At 70.8% G+C, this 20,253-nt stretch carries 17 protein-coding genes; 7 read left to right on the top strand and 10 right to left on the bottom strand.

Features of this window, described 5'->3' with window-relative positions; genetic code table 11:
* Positions 1-50: 50 nt before the first annotated feature.
* On the bottom strand, positions 51-599 hold the full coding sequence (locus tag ACFWM7_RS21435) for a hypothetical protein (protein ID WP_383262931.1): 549 nt from the start codon (positions 597-599) through the stop codon (positions 51-53).
* A 186-nt stretch (positions 600-785) separates the two neighbouring features.
* On the bottom strand, positions 786-3,362 hold the full coding sequence (pepN, locus tag ACFWM7_RS21430; RefSeq protein WP_383262929.1) for an aminopeptidase N: 2,577 nt from the start codon (positions 3,360-3,362) through the stop codon (positions 786-788).
* Between the two features lie 124 nt (positions 3,363-3,486).
* Between pepN (ACFWM7_RS21430) and ACFWM7_RS21425 the strand changes: the two genes are divergently transcribed.
* From ACFWM7_RS21425 to ACFWM7_RS21415, 3 genes are read left to right on the top strand one after another with little or no spacing between them, the layout of a single operon-like run.
* Entirely contained in the window at positions 3,487-3,987 is a 501-nt protein-coding gene (locus ACFWM7_RS21425; RefSeq protein WP_383262927.1) for a DUF1203 domain-containing protein, read from the top strand.
* Between the two features lie 54 nt (positions 3,988-4,041).
* On the top strand, positions 4,042-4,272 hold the full coding sequence (locus tag ACFWM7_RS21420) for an antitoxin (RefSeq protein WP_383262926.1): 231 nt from the start codon (positions 4,042-4,044) through the stop codon (positions 4,270-4,272).
* The gene (locus tag ACFWM7_RS21415; RefSeq protein WP_006124458.1) at positions 4,259-4,606 is read left to right on the top strand and encodes a type II toxin-antitoxin system PemK/MazF family toxin; all 348 of its coding nucleotides are present in this window, start codon (positions 4,259-4,261) and stop codon (positions 4,604-4,606) included. The genes ACFWM7_RS21420 and ACFWM7_RS21415 overlap by 14 nt, the downstream gene beginning before the upstream one ends.
* Before the next feature lie 71 nt (positions 4,607-4,677).
* On the opposite strand, the gene ACFWM7_RS21410 is transcribed toward ACFWM7_RS21415, so the two are convergent.
* The 4 genes from ACFWM7_RS21410 to pepN (ACFWM7_RS21395) all read right to left on the bottom strand — a co-directional run bounded on the left by ACFWM7_RS21410 (position 4,678) and on the right by pepN (ACFWM7_RS21395) (position 13,595).
* Positions 4,678-5,706 carry an aspartate-semialdehyde dehydrogenase gene (locus ACFWM7_RS21410; RefSeq protein WP_383262924.1) on the bottom strand — a complete coding sequence of 343 codons (1,029 nt, stop codon included), beginning with the start codon at positions 5,704-5,706 and terminating at the stop codon, positions 4,678-4,680.
* A 255-nt stretch (positions 5,707-5,961) separates the two neighbouring features.
* Positions 5,962-9,270 carry a S8 family serine peptidase gene (locus ACFWM7_RS21405; protein WP_383262922.1) on the bottom strand — a complete coding sequence of 1,103 codons (3,309 nt, stop codon included), beginning with the start codon at positions 9,268-9,270 and terminating at the stop codon, positions 5,962-5,964.
* Between the two features lie 382 nt (positions 9,271-9,652).
* Positions 9,653-10,720 (bottom strand): hypothetical protein, encoded by a 1,068-nt coding sequence (locus ACFWM7_RS21400; protein ID WP_383262920.1) that lies wholly within the window; start codon positions 10,718-10,720, stop codon positions 9,653-9,655.
* A 283-nt stretch (positions 10,721-11,003) separates the two neighbouring features.
* Positions 11,004-13,595 carry an aminopeptidase N gene (gene pepN / locus ACFWM7_RS21395; RefSeq protein WP_383262918.1) on the bottom strand — a complete coding sequence of 864 codons (2,592 nt, stop codon included), beginning with the start codon at positions 13,593-13,595 and terminating at the stop codon, positions 11,004-11,006.
* Between the two features lie 176 nt (positions 13,596-13,771).
* Between pepN (ACFWM7_RS21395) and ACFWM7_RS21390 the strand changes: the two genes are divergently transcribed.
* From ACFWM7_RS21390 to ACFWM7_RS21380, 3 genes are all read left to right on the top strand, one after another.
* Positions 13,772-14,422: a DsbA family protein gene (locus tag ACFWM7_RS21390; RefSeq protein ID WP_383262916.1), complete on the top strand. Its 651-nt coding sequence runs from the start codon at positions 13,772-13,774 to the stop codon at positions 14,420-14,422.
* A gap of 69 nt (positions 14,423-14,491) precedes the next feature.
* Complete coding sequence (locus tag ACFWM7_RS21385) at positions 14,492-14,944, top strand: GNAT family N-acetyltransferase (protein ID WP_383262915.1); 453 nt, start codon at positions 14,492-14,494, stop codon at positions 14,942-14,944.
* Positions 14,945-15,005: 61 nt separating this feature from the next.
* Positions 15,006-15,353 (top strand): VOC family protein, encoded by a 348-nt coding sequence (locus tag ACFWM7_RS21380; RefSeq protein WP_383262913.1) that lies wholly within the window; start codon positions 15,006-15,008, stop codon positions 15,351-15,353.
* A gap of 19 nt (positions 15,354-15,372) precedes the next feature.
* On the opposite strand, the gene ACFWM7_RS21375 is transcribed toward ACFWM7_RS21380, so the two are convergent.
* Positions 15,373-16,824, bottom strand: a complete 1,452-nt coding sequence (locus ACFWM7_RS21375; RefSeq protein WP_383262911.1) for an NCS2 family permease — start codon at positions 16,822-16,824, stop codon at positions 15,373-15,375.
* A gap of 335 nt (positions 16,825-17,159) precedes the next feature.
* On the opposite strand from ACFWM7_RS21375, the gene ACFWM7_RS21370 reads away from it, so the two are divergent.
* The gene (locus ACFWM7_RS21370; protein ID WP_383262933.1) at positions 17,160-17,780 is read left to right on the top strand and encodes an XRE family transcriptional regulator; all 621 of its coding nucleotides are present in this window, start codon (positions 17,160-17,162) and stop codon (positions 17,778-17,780) included.
* A 341-nt stretch (positions 17,781-18,121) separates the two neighbouring features.
* Here the strand turns inward: ACFWM7_RS21370 and ACFWM7_RS21365 are convergent, their stop codons facing one another.
* From ACFWM7_RS21365 to ACFWM7_RS21355, 3 genes are all read right to left on the bottom strand, one after another.
* Positions 18,122-18,781: a CatB-related O-acetyltransferase gene (locus ACFWM7_RS21365; protein WP_383262909.1), complete on the bottom strand. Its 660-nt coding sequence runs from the start codon at positions 18,779-18,781 to the stop codon at positions 18,122-18,124.
* A gap of 288 nt (positions 18,782-19,069) precedes the next feature.
* A complete protein-coding gene (locus ACFWM7_RS21360) occupies positions 19,070-19,840 on the bottom strand; it encodes a DUF2071 domain-containing protein (protein ID WP_383262908.1) in 771 nt (256 codons plus the stop codon).
* Positions 19,837-20,193, bottom strand: coding sequence for a metalloregulator ArsR/SmtB family transcription factor (locus ACFWM7_RS21355; RefSeq protein ID WP_383262906.1), 357 nt, complete (start codon positions 20,191-20,193; stop codon positions 19,837-19,839). The genes ACFWM7_RS21360 and ACFWM7_RS21355 overlap by 4 nt, the downstream gene beginning before the upstream one ends.
* Positions 20,194-20,253: the final 60 nt, after the last annotated feature.

The following is a 20,253-nucleotide window of genomic DNA, read 5'->3' as shown; positions in this document are numbered from 1 at the left end:
GTTGCGCTCCAGCGCCCGCCCGCCGGGCGGTCTCCAACGGAACCGGCGGCTCAGGCGACGTACGCGGAGACGTGCAGCGTCTTCGCCAGCACCCGCCAGGTCACCCAGGCGAACGCCCGGTTCACCCCGTTGCAGAAGGCCTCGCCCGTGCAGTCGGTGGGCCGGTCCTGCCAGGCCCGGACCGTCATCGTGTGGAAGCCGAGGGTCCGCGAGAACGCGAAGCGGATGTGCATGCCCCGGCCCAGCTGGTGGCCCGGCAGCGTGTTGATCTGGAAGAAGTCGTTCCCGATGTACTCGACCTCGACCGGGTTCCCGCCCAGCAGCTCGCAGCGCGCCCCGGCCCGGATCCGCCCCGCACACCCGCCGCTGACCGGGAAGAGCCGGAAGTGGTCGGTCAGCTGCTCCCGGACGGCATCCCCCCCGGTGAACGGATGCAGCCCGAGGCTGTAGCCGTACGTGTAGAGGTCGTAGCAGCCCTCCGGACCGGCCCGGCAGTCGGCGGCGGGCGGCGCGGTGGCGGGCGGCGCGGGGGAGGGGCCCGTCACCAGCCCCGCGCACAGGGCCAGCGCGACCGGCACGGCGGCGGCGAAGCCGGGCATCCGAACCCTCCCGTGGCCTGCGACCGAAGCTTCCTGCGACGACCCTTCGGACCGTAGGCCACGGGAGACCCACCCGCGCGCGGGCGTACGGCAAACGCGCGAGCGTACGGCGAAAGCGCGCGGGCGTACGCCGAAGGGGCGCCCCCTCCGCCGTAGCGAAGAGGACGCCCCTCGGGTGTGCGTGTGTCAGGCCGTGGTCGCCGCCGCGTCCGCCGCCTGGGCCTTCAGAGCCCGCTCCACACCGGCCCGCGACTCCGACATCAGCCGGCGCAGGGCCGCGCTCGGCTCGGCCGAGGCCAGCCAGGCGTCCGTGGCGTCCAGCGTCTCCTGCGAGACCTGGAGGGCCGGGTAGAGGCCCACGATGATCTGCTGGGCCATCTCATGGCTGCGCGAGTCCGAGACCTCCTTCACCGAGGCGAAGTACTTCTCCGTGTACGGGGCCAGCAGCTCACGCTGGTCCGTCTGCACGAAGCCGCTGATGACCGCTTCCTGGAGCGAGTTCGGCAGGTCGCCGGAGTCCACGACCGAGGCCCACGCCTGGGCCTTGGCCTCCTCCGAGGGCTGAGCGGCCCGAGCCGAGGCCGCGTGGCGCTCGCCCGCCGCCGTCTTGTCCCGCTCGTACTCGGCGGCGATCTCCTCCTCGTCCAGCAGCCCGGCCGCGGCCAGCCGCTGCACGAACGCCCACCGCAGCTCGGTGTCGACGGCCAGGCCCTCGATCGACTCGGTGCCGTCCAGCAGCGACTGGAGCAGGTCCAGCTGCTGCGGGTTGCGGGCGGTGGCCGCGAAGGCGCGGGCCCACGCCAGCTGGTGGTCGCTGCCCGGCTCCGAGGCGCGCAGGTGCGCCAGCGTCGCGTCGGTCCACTGGTTGAGCGCGCCCTCACGGGTCTCCGGGGCCGCGTACAGGTCCAGCGCCAGCTTCACCTGGCGGTGCAGCGACTGGACGACGCCGATGTCCGACTCCTTGCCGATGCCGGAGAGCACCAGCGCGAGGTAGTCGCGGGTCGCCAGCTCGCCGTCGCGCGTCATGTCCCACGCCGAGGCCCAGCTCAGGGCGCGCGGCAGCGACTCGGCGAAGTCGCCCAGGTGCTCGGTGACGACCCGGAGCGACTCGGCGTCCAGTCGGACCTTCGCGTACGAGAGGTCGTCGTCGTTGAGCAGGACGACGGCCGGACGGGCCTTGCCCACCAGGGCGGGCACGTCGGTGCGCTCGCCGTCGACGTCCAGCTCGATCCGGTCGGTGCGCACCAGCTTGCCGTCCGCGTCGAGGTCGTACGCGCCGATGGCGATGCGGTGCGGCCGCAGCGTCGGCTCGCCCTTCGCGCCGGCGGGCAGCGCGGGAGCCTCCTGGAGCACGGTGAAGGAGGTGACGTGACCGTGTCCGTCGGTCTCGATCTCCGGGCGCAGGATGTTGATCCCGGCCGTCTCCAGCCACGCCTTCGACCAAGTCTTCAGGTCGCGTCCCGAGGTCTTCTCCAGCGCGCCCAGCAGGTCGGAGAGGCGCGTGTTGCCGAAGGCGTGCGCCTTGAAGTACGCCTGCACGCCCTGGAAGAACGCGTCCTTGCCGACGTACGCCACGAGCTGCTTGAGGACGGATGCGCCCTTGGCGTACGTGATCCCGTCGAAGTTGACGAGGACGTCGTCCAGGTCGCTGATGTCCGCCATGATCGGGTGCGTGGAGGGCAGTTGGTCCTGCCGGTACGCCCAGGTCTTCATGGAGTTGGCGAACGTGGTCCAGGAGTGCGGCCACTTCGAGCCCGCCGCGTCCGCCTGGCAGGCGATCGAGGTGTAGGTGGCGAACGACTCGTTCAGCCAGAGGTCGTTCCACCACTCCATCGTGACGAGGTCGCCGAACCACATGTGGGCCAGCTCGTGCAGGATGGTCTCGGCCCGCACCTCGTACGCCGCGTCCGTCACCTTGGAGCGGAAGACGTACTGGTCGCGGATGGTGACCGCGCCCGCGTTCTCCATCGCGCCCGCGTTGAACTCCGGGACGAAGAGCTGGTCGTACTTGGCGAACGGGTACGCGTAGTCGAACTTCTCCTGGAACCACTCGAAGCCCTGCCGGGTCACGGCGAAGATGTCGTCCGCGTCCAGGTACTCCGCCAGCGAGGGGCGGCAGTAGATGCCGAGCGGGACGGTCTGGCCGTCCTTCTCGTACGTGCTGTGCACCGAGTGGTACGGGCCGACGATGAGGGCCGTGATGTACGTGGAGATGCGCGGCGTCGCATCGAACGCCCAGATGTCGTCCTTGGGCTCCGGGGTCGGCGAGTTCGAGATGACCGTCCAGCCGGAGGGGGCCTTCACGGTGAACTGGAAGGTCGCCTTCAGGTCCGGCTGCTCGAACGAGGCGAACACCCGGCGGGCGTCCGGGACCTCGAACTGCGTGTACAGATAGGCCTGCTCGTCGACCGGGTCGACGAACCGGTGCAAGCCCTCACCGGTGTTGGTGTACGAGCAGTCGGCGACGACCTTCAGCTCGTTGGCGCCCTCGCGCAGATGCGGCAGCGCGATCCGCGAGTCACGGAAGACGGCGGCCACGTCCAGGTCCTTGCCGTTCAGCACCACGTCGTGGACGGCCGGGGCGACCAGGTCGATGAACGACTCCGCACCCGCCTCCGCGCAGTCGAAGCGCACGGTGGTCACGGACCGGTAGGTGCCGCCCTCCTGCGCTCCGGACAGGTCGAGATCGATCTCGTACGCGTCCACGGTCAGCAGGCGCGCCCGCTCCTGTGCCTCTTCGCGGGTCAGATTCGTGCCAGGCACGCGGTCATCTCCTAGGTGTGCGACTTGATATGCGGCGTTTCCGCCATCCTTCCACGTGCCGTGCTCCCAGCGCGATGTCCGTTTTCCGCCGGACGCGGACGGCCTCGGGGGACAGGCTCGAACCATGACCGGATACCAGCCCCGCCCCATCGACCCCGCCGCCCTCGCCGAACTCCGCGCCACCGACGACGCGGGCCGCCCCTGCGCCCCGTACCGGGAGACGGGGGCCGGCGCGCCCCTCCGCTGCTGCCTGCGCGGGAGCGAGCCGGGGGAGCTCATCGCCCTCGTCTCCTACGCCCCGCTGCGCCGCTGGGCCGCCGCGATCGGGGCGAGCCCGGGGGCGTACGACGAGCAGGGCCCGGTCTTCCTCCACGCCGAGGCGTGCGCGGGCCCGGACCCGGATCGCGAGGGCTACCCGTTCTCGCGCCCCGGCGCCCTGCGCACGGTCCGCCGCTACGACGCCCGGGGCCACATCGCGGGCGGGCGGCTGCTGGAGATCCCGGCCGAGGAGGCGAAGGGGTTCGCCGCGGCGCTGGACGAGGCGTTCGCGGACCCGGAGGTGGTGTTGGTGCACGTCAGGGCGGTGGAGTACGGATGCTTCCACTTCGAGGTGCGGCGGCCCTGAAGGGCTTCCCGCCTCGGGTAGCAGTGGAGTGCCACCCTTGGTAGCATCGATGGTATGAAGATTAGTGTGAGCCTGCCGCAGGAGGATGTCGACTTCGTCGACGCCTATGCGGCCGCCAACGCCGCCGAATCCCGGTCCGCGGTGATCCAGGCCGCGATCGAGCTGCTGCGCACGTCGCGGCTGGAGAGCGAGTACGAGGCCGCCTTCGCCGAATGGGACACGAGCGAGGACGCCGCGTTCTGGGACCGTGCCACGGGCGACGGGCTCACCGATGCGGCGCGGTGACATCTATCTGATCGACTTCGAGCCGGTCCGGGGCAGCGAGGCGAACAAGGCCCGCCCGGCCCTCATCGTGTCGAACGACGGCGCCAACGCCACCGTGGAGCGCCTGGAGCGCGGGGTGCTCACCGTGGTCCCCCTCACGTCGAACACGGCACGCGTCTTCCCCTTCCAGGTCCTCCTCCCGGCGGACGAGTGCCGGCTCGCGGTGGACAGCAAGGCGCAGTGCGAGCAGGTGCGTGCTGTCTCCCCGCAGCGGCTGAAGCGCCGCATCGGGTCGGTGCCCCGCCGGCGGATGGCCGATGTGGACGCGGCGCTCAGGCGTCATCTCGCCCTCTGACAGGGCACGTCGAAGGGACGGCCACCGGTGCACTCCGGTGGCCGCCCCTTCGGCGGTGCGTACGGCTGCGGTCAGCCCTTCAGCTCGGCCGCCACCAGCTCCGCGATCTGCACGGCGTTCAGCGCCGCGCCCTTGCGGAGGTTGTCGTTGGAGACGAACAGCGCGAGGCCGTGGTCCACCGTCTCGTCGACCCGGATGCGGCCGACGTAACTGGCGTCCTTGCCGGCCGCCTGGAGCGGGGTCGGGATCTCGGACAGCTCGACGCCCTCGGCGTCCTTGAGCAGCTCGTAGGCGCGCTCGACACCGATCGGGCGGGCGAAGCGGGCGTTGATCTGGAGCGAGTGGCCGGAGAAGACCGGAACCCGGACGCAGGTGCCGGACACCTTCAGCTCCGGGATCTCCAGGATCTTGCGGGACTCGTTGCGGAGCTTCTGCTCCTCGTCCGTCTCGAACGAGCCGTCGTCCACGATCGAGCCCGCCAGCGGCAGCACGTTGAAGGCGATCGGGCGCTTGTAGACGGCCGGATCGGGGAAGTCCACGGCCTCGCCGTCGTGGGCCAGCTTCTCGGCCTCGGCGACGACCTTGGCCGCCTGGCCGTGCAGCTCGGCGACCCCGGCGACCCCGGAGCCGGACACGGCCTGGTACGTGGCGACGGTCAGCGCTTCGAGACCGGCCTCGTCGTGCAGGGGGCGCAGCACCGGCATCGCGGCCATCGTCGTGCAGTTCGGGTTGGCGATGATCCCCTTGGGGCGGACCTTCGCCGCGTGCGGGTTGACCTCGGAGACGACGAGCGGGACCTCGGGGTCCTTGCGCCAGGCGGAGGAGTTGTCGATCACCACGGCGCCCTGGGCGGCGACCTTCTCGGCCAGCGCCTTCGAGGTCGCGCCGCCGGCGGAGAACAGCACGATGTCCAGGCCCGTGTAGTCGGCCGTGGACGCGTCCTCGACGGTGACGGCGGAGCCCTGGAAGTCGATCGTGGAACCCGCGGACCGGGCGGAGGCGAACAGCCGCAGCTCGTCGACCGGGAACTTGCGCTCGGCCAGGATCCTGAGCATGACTGTGCCGACCTGACCGGTGGCGCCGACGATTCCGACCTTCACGAGGACTCCTCTGTTCTGTACACCTGTGCGTCTGTGCGGTCCGTATGCCGCACCATGATGCGTATGTCCGGGCCCGCCTTGTCCAATCCATTGTCCGACCTGCGGACTCTTCCCGCGAGGGCCGCAGATTCTGCAACGTCCGTGCCTGCGTGGGGAAACATCTGCGGCGGTGTGGGCGGCCTGTGACGAGGAACACGCACAGCGGGGCGGGTGCTCGTGAGAGCGCCCGCCCCGCCGTCGTACCGAAGGGATCCGTTACGGCGTGACCTTCTCGATCACGACGCTGCCGGTGCCCGCGGCGGTGCCGCGCGCGTTGACCAGCTGGACCTCACCGAAGAACTGACGGCCCTCGGGAGCCGCCCCGGCGACCACGACCTCGGCGCCGACCTGGGCGGACGCGCCGTTGGCCAGGTTCACCGCCTTGGTGGAGTCGACCTTGATCGTGCCGAGCGACGCCGAGTAGTACACGTCGCGGTAGTCGTACGTGGTCGACCCGGCCGGGACCGAGTAGCCGTCGACGACGACCGTGTACGTGCCCGCGGCGGGCTTCACCAGGCTGACCGCCTCCTCGGAACCGGCGGTGGTGCCGCTGCCGACCTGCGTGGCGCCCCGGAAGACGTACAGGTCGATGTCCGCGTTGGCGTCCGACGTACCGCCGATGGCGAAGTCGAGCTTCTCGACGCCCGCCCCGATGGTCACCGTGGTCTCACGGGTCTCACCGGTGGAGATCGACGGCTTGTCCACCTTGGCCGAGCCCAGCGAACCGCCCTGGAGCTTGCCCTGGAGGGCGGCGGCGGTGTTGGTGACCTTCCAGTCCACCGTGGCCGGAGCACCGATCTTCGCCTCGGCGATGGTGCGCACCGCCGGGTCGAAGGTCACGCCGAGCAGCGAGACATCCAGCTTGTACGGGTTGTCCAGCAGCGGCGACGTACGACGCGACTCGACCTCGATCTCCCACACGCCGGGCTGCGGGTCCTTGTAGGAACGCGCGTCCGGGCGGCAGGTGTCGGCCGGGTTCTCGTAGTTCGGGTAGCAGTTGACCGTGGAGGTCGGGTCGACCGGCGTCCCGTACGGGTGCAGGGCGATGAACCGGGTCTGGCTGCCCGAGCGCAGCGCGCTGAGGGCCACCTCAAGGGTCTTCGCGCCCTCCGGCACGTTGACGAAGTACGACGTGGTCCCGTTGCGCTGGACCGAGCCGGAGTGCTTGTAGGCGTAACCGGGCTGCGCCAGCTCCTGGGCGATGACGACCGTCGTCATGATCTGGTGGTCGACGCCGGAGGTCTTCTTGTCGTCGACCTGGAGGATGGCGCTGTGCACCCCGGCGGTCTTCGCCTTGGCCCTGACCTTGAGCTTGACCGGCGTGTCGAGCGGCAGCGAGACGTACTGGGGGCTGCTGAGCTCGAAGGTGCCGTCGTTGTTCTTCCACGTCAGCTTGTGCTGGACGTTGCGGTCCGGGCCCGTGGTGCGGGTGACGACGACGTCGTAGACCTTGGACTCGCCGACCTTCAGGCCGCCCTCGCGGTCGTAGAGGCCGGTGCCGAAGCCCGGGTCCTTGAGCGCGAAGTCGATCGCGGTGTCGACCGGGGCCTTCACCGAGAACTCGTGCGCGGCCTTGCCCTGCTTGGCGATCTGCTTCCACGCCTTGACGATGTCGATCAGACCGGAGCCCTGGACGTGCGCGGGCACATCCTTGATGTGGCCCGCGGTGCTCGTCAGCGCCACGCGCAGGTCGGCCGGGGGAAGCTCGATGCCGGTCTGCTTCGCCTTCGACAGCAGCAGCGCGGCAGCGCCCGCGGCCTGCGGGGAGGCCATCGAGGTGCCCTGGAGCATGGAGTAGCCGGCCGGCAGGTCGTAACCCGCCTCCTTGACCGGACCGCCCGGCGCCCAGGTCTGGGTGGTGTTGATGGACGCACCCGGCGCCGAGATGATCGGCGCGAAGCCGCCGTCCTCACGCGGACCGCGCGAGGAGAAGGGCAGCATGTCGTACTTCTTGGTGACGTTGGAGCCGTAGTTGGCCGCCCACGTCTCCTTGGAGATCGACGCGCCGACCGAGATCACGTGGTCGGCGAGCGACGGGTCGCCGATGGTGTTGAGCCCCGGGCCGCTGTTGCCGGCCGAGATGACCAGCTGCACGCCGTAGATGTCGACGAGCCGCTTGTACAGCTCGGCGCGCGCGTTGTTGCCGTCGTTCAGCGGCGGCAGGCCGCCGATCGACATGTTGACGATGTCGACGCCGCGGTTGACGACGAGGTCGATCATGCCCTCGGTCAGCGCGATGTTGGTGCAGCCGCCGGACCAGGTGCAGGCGCGCGAGGAGACGATCTTGGCGCCGGGGGCGGCACCGTTCATCTCGCCGCCGAACAGCCCGTTGGCCGCGGTGATGCCCGCGACGTGCGTGCCGTGCGAGCCCTCGATGACGCCGATGTTGACGTAGTCGGCCTTGGCGCCGGCCGCGTTGTAGGTGACGCCCTTGCGGGTCTCGACGACGAACGGGATGCGCTCGACGACCTGGGTCCGCGGGTCGTCCTCACCGAAGTAGGAGACCTGGAACTTCTCCTTGTACGGCTTGAGGACCTTGTCGTCGGAGAAGTCCGCGTTGCTGTTCAGGTCGACCCGCGTGGTGCCGGTGACCGGGTCGTACAGCACGCCCCAGACGTCGGTGGTGTCACCGTCGCGGTTGAGGTCGCCCGCCATGTCGCCGCCGGCGGTGGCCGACTCGGCGAAGGTGGCGAACTTGTAGCTGCCCGCGGGGGCCGCGTACGTCTTGCCGCCGGACGTGAACGTCGGGCCGCTGACGGACTCGGTCATCCGCAGCCAGGTGCCGTCGCCGTCGCTCACCGGGTCGGTGGCGGTCACCCAGTCGACGATCTTGCGCTCGCCGGTGGTGGTCTTCTTCAGGGCCGGGTGACCGAGGTCGACGCCGGAGTCCAGGACGCCGATGGTGATCCCGCGGCCGTCGGCCTTCGGGTTCTTCGCGACGAAGTCGACCGCGCCCGTCTCGAACGACGGGTTGTACGGGTTCTTCGCCGGGGTCTTCTTGTCCGGCGCCGCGTAACTGCCCGTGGCCTTGGTCTGCTTGGCGCCGGCGGCCCGGTCGCCCTTGGGCGTCGGGTCGTCCAGCTTGATCTCCTGCTTGAGATCGATGCCGAGGACGGAGGAGAGCTTGGAGGCCGCCTTGATGGTGGACTCGGCGCTCTTCGTCGGGACCGTCGCCCGGACATAGCCGAGCTTGTCGTAGGTCTGGCCGAGCACGGAGCCGTCGACGGCGTCCAGCTGCTTGCTGACCTGCTCGGTCGCACCGGGGGTGGTGGCGACCATCATGGTGATGTTCTTCTCGCCCTTGGCCTCGGCCTTCGCCAGGACATCGGCGTCGGATTTGCCGAGCTTGTCGCCCCGGTCGCTCGTGGCGGCCGGTTTGACGGGTGCCGGTGCCGGGTCGTCGGCGGCGAGGGCCGGTGCCGCGCCGGAGGCGGCCAGTGCGGCCGCCAGACCGGCAGCGGCCGCGATACGAGCCGCGCGTCTCGCCCCGGGTATGGAGCTGGGGGATTCCTTGGTCATCAGCATCCCTGTAATTGAAAGAGAGAGTCCGGAATTCGGTACCGGATGACCGCTCACCCTGTCGTAAATGACAGGGGTTTGTGGAGAGTTGACGGAGGCGAGTCAGGGACATGGCATAGATCCGCCACGGGGCGCGATATGCCACGAGGGAGGAATGGGGTGAAACGGTACGCCTGTGGCCCCTGGTGACACGCGCCGCCGCGCGCGTGGTCCGTACCAGCCGGACGCGCGGTCCGGGTCGGCCGGGACGCGCGGTCGTGCCGGCCGCACCCGTGGTCCGGACCGGCCGGGCGCCTGGTCCCGTGCCGGCCGGACGCCTGGTCCCGTGCCGGCCGGACGCCTGGCTCCGTGCCGGCCGGACGCCTGGCGGAGGCCGCCGCCGCCCCGCTCAGCGCGGCAGCACCATCACATACGCGGCCGGCTCCCGGTCGGCCGCCGCCATCAGCGCCGTCCGCACCACCGTCGCCTGCTGGTCCGGCGTCTCCCGCAGCTTCCGCGGCGTGAGGCGGACGACCGTCACCCCGAGCCGCTCCAGATGCTCCCGCTTCGCGGCGTACGCGGCCCACTGCGGGTCCTCCTGCGCCCGGCCGCCCCGCCGCCCGGGCACACCCTGCCGGGGCGCCCGCGAGTCCAGCTCCACCGCCACGGCGTGGTCGGGCCAGTAGGCGTCGACCCCGCCGAGGCACGGCCCGCCCGGCAGCCGCAGCTCCACGTTCCACACCGGCTCCGGCAGCCCGTGCTCGCGCACCATCGCGTACAGCCGCGCCTCCGCCACCGCCCGCCCCTCGGCCAGCAGTGCGTCCACCGCGCCCACCACGGCGGGCCGACCCAGCAGCTTCGCCTCGCTCAACTCACGTACAACGGCGGCGGGTTCACAGTGCCCGCCGCGCACCGCCTCGGTCAGCAGCCGCCGGACGTCCGCCGCCTCCGCGGTGCCCGCCACCGCGTCCGCCAGCGCCCGCTCCACCGGGGCGACGGGCACCTCGCCCACCCGTACCGCGGTCGGCATCGACGCGGTCCGTAGCACCTCCACGAACCGGGTGGACCGCAGCCGCCGGGTACGGGGCACCAGCACGTCGATCCGGTGCAGCGCCGCCAGCTCCCCGACCGAGGCGAAGCCGTGCAGCGCGAGCGCGGCGACCCCGGTGACCATCGCCTCGCCGTACCCCGTCTCCGCGGGGCCCGCCGGAGCGCGCCGCGCGGAGGCCGGCGGACGCCCCGTGTACAACAGCGCCCCGCGCAGCCGCTCCTGGCCGGTGGGCGGGCCCGGGTGCAGCAGGTAGACGCCCGGCAGCAGGTGCTGCCAGGGACCGCCGGGCAGGCACTGGGCGGATGCCTGCGCGGCGGACACGCCCCGCGCCCTCAACTGGGCGGCGGACAGGACACGCTGCGTCACATCGTCGGGGTGAAGGGGGAGACGCGGGAGGCGGGCGGAGAGCGGGGTGTTCTGGGTCATGTCCCGGGGTTTCCCGCCCCTGGAGGGGGCCCTAACCCCTGTTACACGCCCGTCGACAATCCCGGACAACGCCGTCCTAAAGCACGGACGTTCGACAACCGAAAAGGGCCGTCGCGCCGGGAATTGAGGGAGGGGCGCCTCGGGCAGGTGTACGAGCGCCGCTTTCACGCCGCACGCACGCCCCACCCGAGCGCCCCTCGGTCACGCCCCACCCGAGCGCCCCTCGGTCACGCCTCGGCCGTCACGCCCCCTCGGTCACGCCCCGGCCTTCACGCTCCCTCGGTCACGCGGCGCGGTCGCACTCCTGCCCGCGCAGCGCCCGCGCGAGATCGTCCCGGGCCTCCAGCACCAGCCGCCGCAGCGCCGGGGCCGCGTCCTCGTGCTCGCCCAGCCAGGCGTCGGTCGCCGCGAGGGTCTCGGGGCTGTCCTGGAGCCCGGGGAACATCCCGCGCACCACGTGCATGCCGATCTGGATGGACCGCTCCGCCCAGATCCGCTCGATCACCTCGAAGTAGCGGTGCGCGTACGGGGCCAGCAGCTCCCGTTGCGAAGGCTGCCCGAAGCCCGCGATGGTCGCCTCGACCAGCGCGTTGGACAGCTTGTCCGACTCCACGACCGCCGCCCACGCCTGCGCCTTGACCGCTTCGGACGGCCGCGAGGCCAGGCACCGTACGTGGTGGCGCTTGCCCGACGCCGTGTCGTCGCGGGCCAGTTCGGCGTCGATGGCCGCCTCGTTCGCCACCCCGTGCGAGGCCAGCGGCGAGAGGAAGGACCAGCGCAGCTCCTGGTCGACGTCGAGACCGTCGATCTTCGCCGTGCCGTCCAGCAGCCCGCCGAGCAGCTGGAAGTCGTCCTCGGACGAGGCGACCGCCGCGAAGAAGCGGGCCCAGGTCAACTGGTGCTGGCTGCCCGGCTCGGCGCCCCGCAGCTCGCGCAGCGCGCCCTCGGCCGCCGCCCGGCCGCCCTCCTCGCGCCACTCCGGGGCCGCGTAGTTGACCAGCGCGGACTGCGTCCAGGCGTGCAGCATCTGGAGGACGCCGATGTCGCTCTCCCGCCCGGCGTGCGCCAGCACCAGCGCGACGAAGTCGCGGGCCGGCAGAGCCGCGTCCCGGGTCAGGTTCCACACGGCCGACCAGCACAGGGCGCGGGCCAGCGGGTCGGTGATGTCGCCGAGGTGGTCGCGGAGGGTGGCCAGCGACCCCTCGTCGAAGCGGACCTTGCAGTACGTGAGGTCGTCGTCGTTGACCAGGATCAGATCGGGCCGCTCGGACCCGGCCAGGGCCTCCACCACGGTCCGCTCGCCGGCCACGTCCACCTCGGCGCGCGCGTAACGCGTCAGCTCGCCCTCGGGCGTACGGCGGTACAGGCCGACCGCGACGCGGTGCGGGCGCAGCTCCGGGTGCGAGGCGGCGGCCTCCTGGACGACGGCCAGCTCGGTGAGGACGCCCGCCGCGTCGTACGTGGGCACCGGGGTGAGCACGTTGACGCCCGCCGTCTGGAGCCAGGAGCGCGACCAGGCGGTCATGTCCCGCCCGGAGGTCTCGGCGAGCACGGACAGCAGGTCCCCGAGCCGGGTGTTGCCGTACGCGTGGCTCTTGAAGTAGCGCCGGGCGCCTTCGAGGAACGCGTCGCGCCCCACGTACGCCACGAGCTGCTTCAGCACGGAGGCGCCCTTGGCGTACGTGATCCCGTCGAAGTTCAGCTTGGCGTCCTCCAGGTCACGGATGTCGGCCGTGATGGGGTGGGTGGAGGGCAGCTGGTCGGCGCGGTAGGCCCAGGCCTTGCGGTTGTTGGCGAAGGTGATCCAGCCGTTGGTGAAGCGGGTCGCCTCGACCATCGAGAAGGAGCCCATGAAGTCCGCGAAGGACTCCTTCAGCCACAGGTCGTCCCACCACTCCATGGTGACGAGGTCGCCGAACCACATGTGCGCCATCTCGTGCAGGATGACGTTGGCCCGCCGCTCGTAGGCCGCCGAGGTGACCTTGCCGCGGTAGATGTACTCCTCGCGGAAGGTGACCATGCCCGGGTTCTCCATGGCGCCGAGGTTGTACTCGGGCACGAAGGCCTGGTCGTACTTCCCGAAGGGGTACGGGTAGTCGAAGTGGTCGTGGAAGAAGTCCAGGCCCTGCTTGGTGATCAGGAAGACGTCGTCCGCGTCGAAGTGCTTGGCGAGCCCCTTGCGGCACATCGCGCCGAGCGGGATCTCCAGCGTGGTGCCGTCGTCGAACGTACGGCTGTAGTGGTCGCTCACGTAGTGGTACGGACCGGCGACGACGGCCGTGATGTACGTGGAGATCGGCTTGGTCTCGGCGAAGGTCCACACCCCTCCCTCGTGGGACTCCTCGGCCCCGTTGGACCAGACCCGCCAGCCCTCGGGGGCGGTGACCTGGAAACGGTAGGGAGCCTTGAGGTCGGGCTGTTCGAAGTTGACGAAGACACGGCGGGCGTCGGCCGGCTCGTACTGCGTGTAGAGGTAGACCTCGCCGTCCTCCGGGTCGACGAAGCGGTGCATGCCCTCGCCGGTCCTGCTGTACGCGCACCGGGCGTCCACCACGAGGACGTTCTCGCCCTCCAGGAGCCCGTCCAGGGCCACCCGGACGCCGTCGAAGACAGCGGCCGGGTCGAGGGCCTTCCCGTTCAGCGTCACGGCGTCCACACCCGGCGCCACCAGGTCGGCGAAGGTCGAGGCGCCGGCCCGGGCGGAGCGGAACCGGATCGTGGTGAGCGACCGGAACGTGACCGGCCCTTCGCCCCCGTCGGCCCCCTCGGGCTCGCCGACGGCGGACCGCAGGTCGAGAGCGACCTCGTATCCGTCGACGGTCAGCAGCTCGGCCCTCTTCTGGGCCTCGTCGCGGGACAGGTTTTCACCGGGCACGGGCACTCCTTCGTGACGCGCGTCATGTGTCGTGTTCGAACCTATTGATCCTTGCACGCGTGCTCCGGCGCCGGCATCCAGGGAATGGGCCGCCCCTCGGAGGCGTTCTCGCCCCAGGTGGAACACGCCTCCGTGCGACACGCCCTGCTGTGGAACACGCCCTTCAGAGGAGAGACATGTCCGAGAACACCCCGGCGAACGGCAAGACCCCGGCCGACTTCTGGTTCGACCCGCTCTGCCCCTGGGCGTGGATGACCTCGCGCTGGATGCTGGAAGTGGAGAAGGTCCGCGATGTCGAGGTCCGCTGGCACGTGATGAGCCTGGCCGTCCTGAACGAGGACAAGCTGGACGAGCTGCCCGAGGAGTACCGGGACATGCTGGAGAACAAGGCGTGGGGCCCGGTCCGGGTCGTCGTCGCCGCCCAGCAGCTCCACGGCGACGAGGTCGTCGGCCCCCTCTACACAGCGCTCGGCACCCGCTTCCACAACAACGGCGAGGGCCCCACCCGCGAGGCGGTGGCCGCCGCGCTGAAGGACGTGGGCCTGCCGGAGGACCTCGCGGAGTACGCCGACAAGGACACGTACGACACCGAGCTGCGCGCCTCCCATCAGGAGGGCATCGACAAGGTCGGCCAGGAGGTCGGCACCCCGGTCATCGCGGTCCCCGGCGCGGACGGCGAGCAGGTCGCCTTCTTCGGCCCGGTCGTCACCCCCGCCCCCAAGGGCGAGGAGGCGGCAAAGCTCTGGGACGGCACGCTGCTGGTCGCGTCCATCCCCGGCTTCTACGAGATCAAGCGGACCCGGACGCAGGGCCCGATCTTCGACTGACGCGGGCTTCGACTGACGCGGGCGGGAAATCCGCGAGCGCGGGTATCCGTGTGGGGGGAGACTGCCCCCATGCGGATACGCGTGGGCGAGGCGGCCGAGGCCGCCGCACTGACCGAGCTGGCCCTCCGGTCGAAGGGCCACTGGGAGTACGACGCGGAGTTCCTGGCCGCCTGCCGCGAGGAGCTGACGATCCGCCCCGCGGACGTGGCGGCGCGGCGGACGGCGGTGGTGGAGGAGGGCGGCCGGATCCTGGGCTTCACCACCCTGGACGGAGAGCCGCCGGAGGGCGCGCTCGGCATGATGTTCGTCGAGCCGGACACCATCGGCCGGGGCGTCGGGCGACGGCTGTTCCTCCACACCATGGACGAGGCCCGCCGCCTGGGCTTCACCCGCCTCACCATCGACGCCGACCCGAACGCGGAGCCGTTCTACCGGGCCATGGGCGCGGTCCGGATCGGCGCCACCCCGTCCGGCTCCATCCCGGGCCGCGAACTCCCGCTGCTGGAAGTCGCGCTGGTCTGAACGGCCCCACGAGACCCTGTGCCGCGGGGCGTTGTCAGTGGCGCGCCGTACGGTGAGGAACATGCGAATCTCACCGGAGATGATCACGATCGACTGCGCCGACCCCCAGGCGCTGGCCGCCTGGTGGGCCGAGGCGCTCGGCGTCGAGGACACTCAGGACTACGACGCGTTCGTCGTCCTTGCGGCCACCCCGCTGGTCCTCGGCTTCCAGCGGGTGCCCGAGCCCAAGCCCGGCAAGAACCGGGTGCACATCGACTTCGCCTCGCCCGACCGCCCGGCCGACGTGGAGCGCCTGGCGAAGCTGGGCGCCACCGTCGTCGGCGAGCAGTCGATGCAAGGGATGACCTGGACGGTCCTGAAGGACCCGGAGGGCAACGAGTTCTGCCTCGCCGACGAGGGAGGCCACTGACCGGGCCCCGGGCTTCCCGCTACTTCAGGCCGAGGATCTGCTCCAACGGGTCGATGAGGAAGTACACGAGGAAGAGCGCCGCGGTGCCCCACAGCAGCCAGTGGACCTCGCGCGCCTTGCCCAGGCACGCCTTGATGACCACGTAGGCGACGAAGCCGGCGCCGATGCCGTTGGTGATGGAGTAGGTGAACGGCATCACGACGATGGTGAGGAAGGCCGGGATGGCGACGTCGTAGCGGTCCCAGTCGATGTGCTTGACCTGGGTCATCATCAGGAACCCGACCACCACGAGGGCGGGCGCCGCCGCCTGCATCGGCACGATGGTCAGGACGGGCGTGAGGAAGAGGGCGAGCGCGAACAGCCCGCCGGTGACCAGGTTGGCGAAGCCGGTGCGGGCCCCTTCACCGACACCCGCCGCGGACTCGATGTAGGTGGTGGCCGACGACGAGGACGCGGCGCCACCTGCGACGGCGGCAGCACCGTCGATGAGCAGGACGCGGCCGAGACCGGGCACCTGGCCCCGCTCGTCGAGGAGACCGGCCTCCGCCGTGACCCCCACGACGGTGCCCATCGTGTCGAAGAAGTCGGACAGGATCAGGGTGAAGATGAGCAGGACGACCGTCAGCACGCTGACCTGACCGAACGACCCGAGCAGGTCGAAGTGGAACAGCAGCCCGAAGTCGGGTGCGGCGACGGGGTTGCCGGGGATCGAGGGCGACGTCAGACCCCAGGCCTTGATGTCGGCGATCTCGTTGATGACGATGGCGACGACGGTCATCAGGACGATGCTGATGAGGATCGCGCCCTTCACCTTCCGGGCGACCAGGACGATCGTCAGGAGCACGCCGAGGCAGAAGACGAGCATCGGCCAGCCGGTGAGCGTGCCGGTGCCGAGCTGGACGGGCACGGTGGAGTTCGCGGCATCGGGGATCCGGGTGACGAACCCGGCGTCCACGAAGCCGATGAAGGCGATGAACAGCCCGATGCCGACGCTGATCGCCTGCTTCAGGGGTTGCGGGATGGCGTGCATGATCGCCTCGCGCAACCCGGTCATCACCAGGACACAGATCAAGAGCCCTTCGAGCACGATGAGGCCCATCGCGTCTTCCCAGCTCATCAGGGGCGCGATCTGGAAGGCCACGACGGCGTTGATGCCCAGACCCGCCGCCAGGGCCAGCGGCAGGTTGCCGCCCACACCCATGATCAGCGTCATCACCGCGGCGACCAGAGCGGTGGCGGTGACCAACTGCACGCTGTCCAGCGTCTCGCCGAACTTGTCCTCGGCCCCGCCGAGGATGATCGGGTTGAGCACGAGGATGTATGCCATCGTGAAGAACGTGGCGAATCCGCCGCGTATCTCCCGTATGTAGGAAGAGCCGCGTTCGCTGATGCGGAAGAACCGGTCGACGGCGCCCTCCGATCCGGCGGGCTTCGCGTCGGGCGGCGGCGGGCTGGTCGGACTGGGGTGCATGACGAAGTCTCCTGGGCCTGCGAATGATGAGGGGAAAAGAGGGCGCCGGTGCTGCCCGTAGTGCGTGGCAGGTACTGTGCGAACGCACATGCGGCACTTGCGAGCGGATCATACGCGGCACCCAGGGGATCGCAACTACCCGCGTAGAGCGTGCAGTTGGTACCTTTTCGCTCCTGTGCGTTCCTACGGAATCGACGGTGACCTTTTCCGTCAAACCGGCAGGCAGCCGACAGTGGGCATGGAAGTGACGGTGACAGCTCCCCTACGCTCCGTGTGTGCACCCTCCACTCCCCTTCAACGCGCGGGCAGCGCGCGCCCTGCGCGAGAAGCTCGGGATGGCTCCCGGTCATGTCGCCTACGGCATGCGCGCGTCCTTCGGCACATCGCACGTCAGCCCCGAGCACGTGGTCGCGTGGGAACGCGGCACCCACGTCCCGGACGCGGGCGAACTCACCGCATTGGCGGGCGCTTTGTGGTGTCAGCCCAGTGAACTCATGGGACGCCCGAGCACGTTGCTGGAACACCGCATCGCGCGAGGCGTCTCGGCCGAGGAGGTCGCCCGCGCCACGGGTCTCACCCTCGACGCGTACGCGTACATGGAGGAGACCGGTCAGTGGACCGGCGACAAACGGCAGTCCGTCAAGCTCGGTGAGGTCCTCAGCCTCCCCCCGCGCGACTTCATCGCCATCACCAGACTGGAGGAGGAACTCGCCCGTCTCCTCACCGAGGCGGTCTCCACCCGCTGGCAGGCGCACATCCGTGACATCGCCAAGCTGGTCTCCATGGACCGCCGCGACCTGAAGGCCCCGTTGCAGGCCATGCAGCAGGAGTACCAGGTCCTCATGGCGGCCACCCTGAGCCGGGCCGGCGGCACCACCGCGTCCGGCGAGGACGGCCGCCGCTACGTCGAGAACATTGTCGACCACTTCTGGTCCCGGCTGCCGGGGTCCTCCTGAGCGGTGCCCGGCGGGGCTCCTGAGCGGTGCCCGACGGGCTCACCCGGCACTCAGATCGCCGGTGTGAAGGACGGCGCACCGGTTCCGTGGCCCTGCGAGGAGCCCGAGCGTGTGGATGAACTCCGGGCGGCAGTCGGCATCGAGCCCTTCGACGAGTACGTCGCCCGGTTCTCGTAGGCGTGACCGCCCCGAAGCCGTGGCGGCTACTCCTCACCCCGCCGCAAGGGGCCGTGTCCGGCCGGTATCTCACTCACCTGAAGGTCCGAGAAGAGCAAGGTCAGGTCGTGCGCGTCGGTCTCGATGTGAATCTCGTGGAAGGCGATCCCGACCGCCTCCGCTTCCTACGCCGCCCCGGGCGCGGCCGCCTCCAGCTCCGCCACCGTGCCCGACATCACCGTACGGATGTGGCGCGTGAGGTGCTCCGTCGGCCAGTCCCACCAGGCCACCGCCAGCAGGCGTGCGATGTCCTCCTCCTCGTACCGGGTGCGGATCAGGCGGGCCGGGTTGCCGCCGACGATTCCGTAGTCCGGGACGTCCGAGACGACCACGGACCGGGCGCTGATGATCGCGCCGTGGCCGATCCGGACGCCCGGCATGATCACCGCCTCGTAGCCGATCCAGACGTCGTTGCCGATCACCGTGTCGCCCCGGTTGGGCAGCCCCGTCAGCAGGTCGAAGTGGTCGGTCCAGGAGCCGCCCAGGGTCGGGAACGGGAAAGTCGACGGGCCGTCCATGCGGTGGTTGGAGCCGTTCATGATGAACCGCACCCCCGTCGCCAGCGCGCAGAACTTGCCGATCACCAGACGCTCCGGGCCGTAGTGGTACAGCACGTTCCGGGTCTCGAACTCCGTGGCGTGCTCGGGGTCGTCGTAGTACGCGTAGTCACCGACCTGGATCAGCTCCGAGGTGACCAGAGGCTTCAGCTGCACCACGCGCGGCTGGCCGGGCATCGGGTGCAGGACGGTGGGGTCCGCGGGGAAAGGGGCGGGGGCAGATGGCATGAGGTTGCTCCGGGACGGGATCAAAAGTGGTCGGGGGCGCGGATCATCCTGGCATCCGGGCCGGCCGTCCCGCGACGCGTTTCCCGCCCGGCCGGGATGGGACGACAGGGCGGTGCTGGACGTGATCGAGGCAGTGAACTGGGGCGACCTGCCGGGCCCCTCGACCTGTACGAGCCCGACCGCGTCGCCACCGCCCTGCGCGCCCTCGCCACCGCGTCGGCCACGACGCCCCGCCCGCCGTTCTCTCCCCCGGCCGGTGCGGCCCCGGGTTCGCCGATCGGTGATCCCCTACGCCGCTCCCGCCCCCACCCCGCACCCCCGCGAGAAAGTCTCTCCCACCCGGAACGGCTCCCCCTGCGACCAGTCCGCCGGCACGTCCCGCATCACGAGCGCGCTGTCCAGCACCGCGCTGCCCGGCGGGAAGCGGTCCGAGTCCTCGAAGAACGAGGAGCGTACGGAGCGGGGGCGGCCCGCCGTCACCTTCCAGGCGTCCGTGGACAGTTCGAGGACGACCAGGTGCGTGCCGTCCCCGGCGCGCGGGGAGAGGCCCCGGCTGCCCAGGCGGAAGAACTCCGACGCCTCCGCCAGGTCCGTGAACAGGCCGCTGCCGTGCAGTTCCCCGGCCGGCTCCACCGTCGCGTCCACCGCCACCTCGCCGTCCCGGGTCGCGAAGGCCACCCGTACGGCGTCGGGGTCCTCCCGCACCGTGAAGTCCGCGCGGCCATGCTCGCCCGGGTAGATCCGGCCGCCCGCGAAGGCGTTGAGGCGGGAGGCGGTGTCGCGGCGCGGGATGTAGACGCCGCGCTCGACGCCGTCCGGGCCGTCCCACTCGACGGAGATCCGGTGCGCCGCGTTCTCGCTGGTGCGCCCGGTCGCGGCCGGGGCCCAGGCGGGGCGGACGCCGCCGATCCGGAGCAGGCAGATCCCGGCCACCGCCTGGCCGCGCACCAGTTGGGGCCGCAGCGGCGCGGGCAGCAGAGCCGCCGCGACGTACGGGTCCACCCGGTAGTTCACCAGGAGGCGGCGTTCGATCACGCTGGAGAGCCGGGGTCTGATCATGAGGCGTCGCCTTCCGGCGCGGAGCGCCACCTGGTGTTGCGGAGCACGATCTGCTCGGGGCAGACTGTGCTGAGGAAGCGGCCCACGCACAGGGCGAGCCGCTCCTCGGCGAGCGAGTAGAGGATGCGGTTGGCGTCCCGGCGCTCGGTGACGAGCCCCGCCCCCTTGAGCACGCCCAGGTGGCGCGAGATGGACGGGGCGCTGATCGAGAACCGGCTCGCGATCTCCCCGGCGGCCAGCTCGCCGCCCCGCAGGTCCTCCAGGATCTGGCGGCGGGTGGGATCGGCGAGCGCGCGGAAGGCGCTCCCCTCGTCATCGGGCTGAACGGCGGCCGGAACGGCGGGTGATTCCATGTGTGCATGTTTAGCACATGAGCTAAATAGCTAAGCAGCCCCCATGGAAGAGCCCCCGCG

Source organism: Streptomyces sp. NPDC058375, assembly GCF_042723425.1.
Taxonomy (GTDB): Bacteria; Actinomycetota; Actinomycetes; order Streptomycetales; family Streptomycetaceae; genus Streptomyces; species Streptomyces durocortorensis.
Note: the sequence above shows the minus strand (reverse complement) of the source record. Positions and strands in the feature narration are given on the sequence as shown.

Excerpts from the sequence above, each read along its gene's own strand:
- ACFWM7_RS21390 (WP_383262916.1), top strand. The coding sequence starts at position 13,772 with ATGTCCGAGAACACCCCGGCGAACGGCAAGACCCCGGCCGACTTCTGG.
- ACFWM7_RS21415 (WP_006124458.1), top strand. The coding sequence starts at position 4,259 with ATGCGGCGCGGTGACATCTATCTGATCGACTTCGAGCCGGTCCGGGGC.
- ACFWM7_RS21420 (WP_383262926.1), top strand. The coding sequence starts at position 4,042 with ATGAAGATTAGTGTGAGCCTGCCGCAGGAGGATGTCGACTTCGTCGAC.
- ACFWM7_RS21375 (WP_383262911.1), bottom strand. The coding sequence starts at position 16,824 with ATGCACCCCAGTCCGACCAGCCCGCCGCCGCCCGACGCGAAGCCCGCC.
- ACFWM7_RS21425 (WP_383262927.1), top strand. The coding sequence starts at position 3,487 with ATGACCGGATACCAGCCCCGCCCCATCGACCCCGCCGCCCTCGCCGAA.
- ACFWM7_RS21360 (WP_383262908.1), bottom strand. The coding sequence starts at position 19,840 with ATGATCAGACCCCGGCTCTCCAGCGTGATCGAACGCCGCCTCCTGGTG.
- ACFWM7_RS21435 (WP_383262931.1), bottom strand. The coding sequence starts at position 599 with ATGCCCGGCTTCGCCGCCGCCGTGCCGGTCGCGCTGGCCCTGTGCGCG.
- ACFWM7_RS21405 (WP_383262922.1), bottom strand. The coding sequence starts at position 9,270 with ATGCTGATGACCAAGGAATCCCCCAGCTCCATACCCGGGGCGAGACGC.
- ACFWM7_RS21365 (WP_383262909.1), bottom strand. The coding sequence starts at position 18,781 with ATGCCATCTGCCCCCGCCCCTTTCCCCGCGGACCCCACCGTCCTGCAC.
- ACFWM7_RS21400 (WP_383262920.1), bottom strand. The coding sequence starts at position 10,720 with ATGACCCAGAACACCCCGCTCTCCGCCCGCCTCCCGCGTCTCCCCCTT.
- ACFWM7_RS21370 (WP_383262933.1), top strand. The coding sequence starts at position 17,160 with ATGGCTCCCGGTCATGTCGCCTACGGCATGCGCGCGTCCTTCGGCACA.
- ACFWM7_RS21355 (WP_383262906.1), bottom strand. The coding sequence starts at position 20,193 with ATGGAATCACCCGCCGTTCCGGCCGCCGTTCAGCCCGATGACGAGGGG.
- ACFWM7_RS21385 (WP_383262915.1), top strand. The coding sequence starts at position 14,492 with ATGCGGATACGCGTGGGCGAGGCGGCCGAGGCCGCCGCACTGACCGAG.
- ACFWM7_RS21380 (WP_383262913.1), top strand. The coding sequence starts at position 15,006 with ATGCGAATCTCACCGGAGATGATCACGATCGACTGCGCCGACCCCCAG.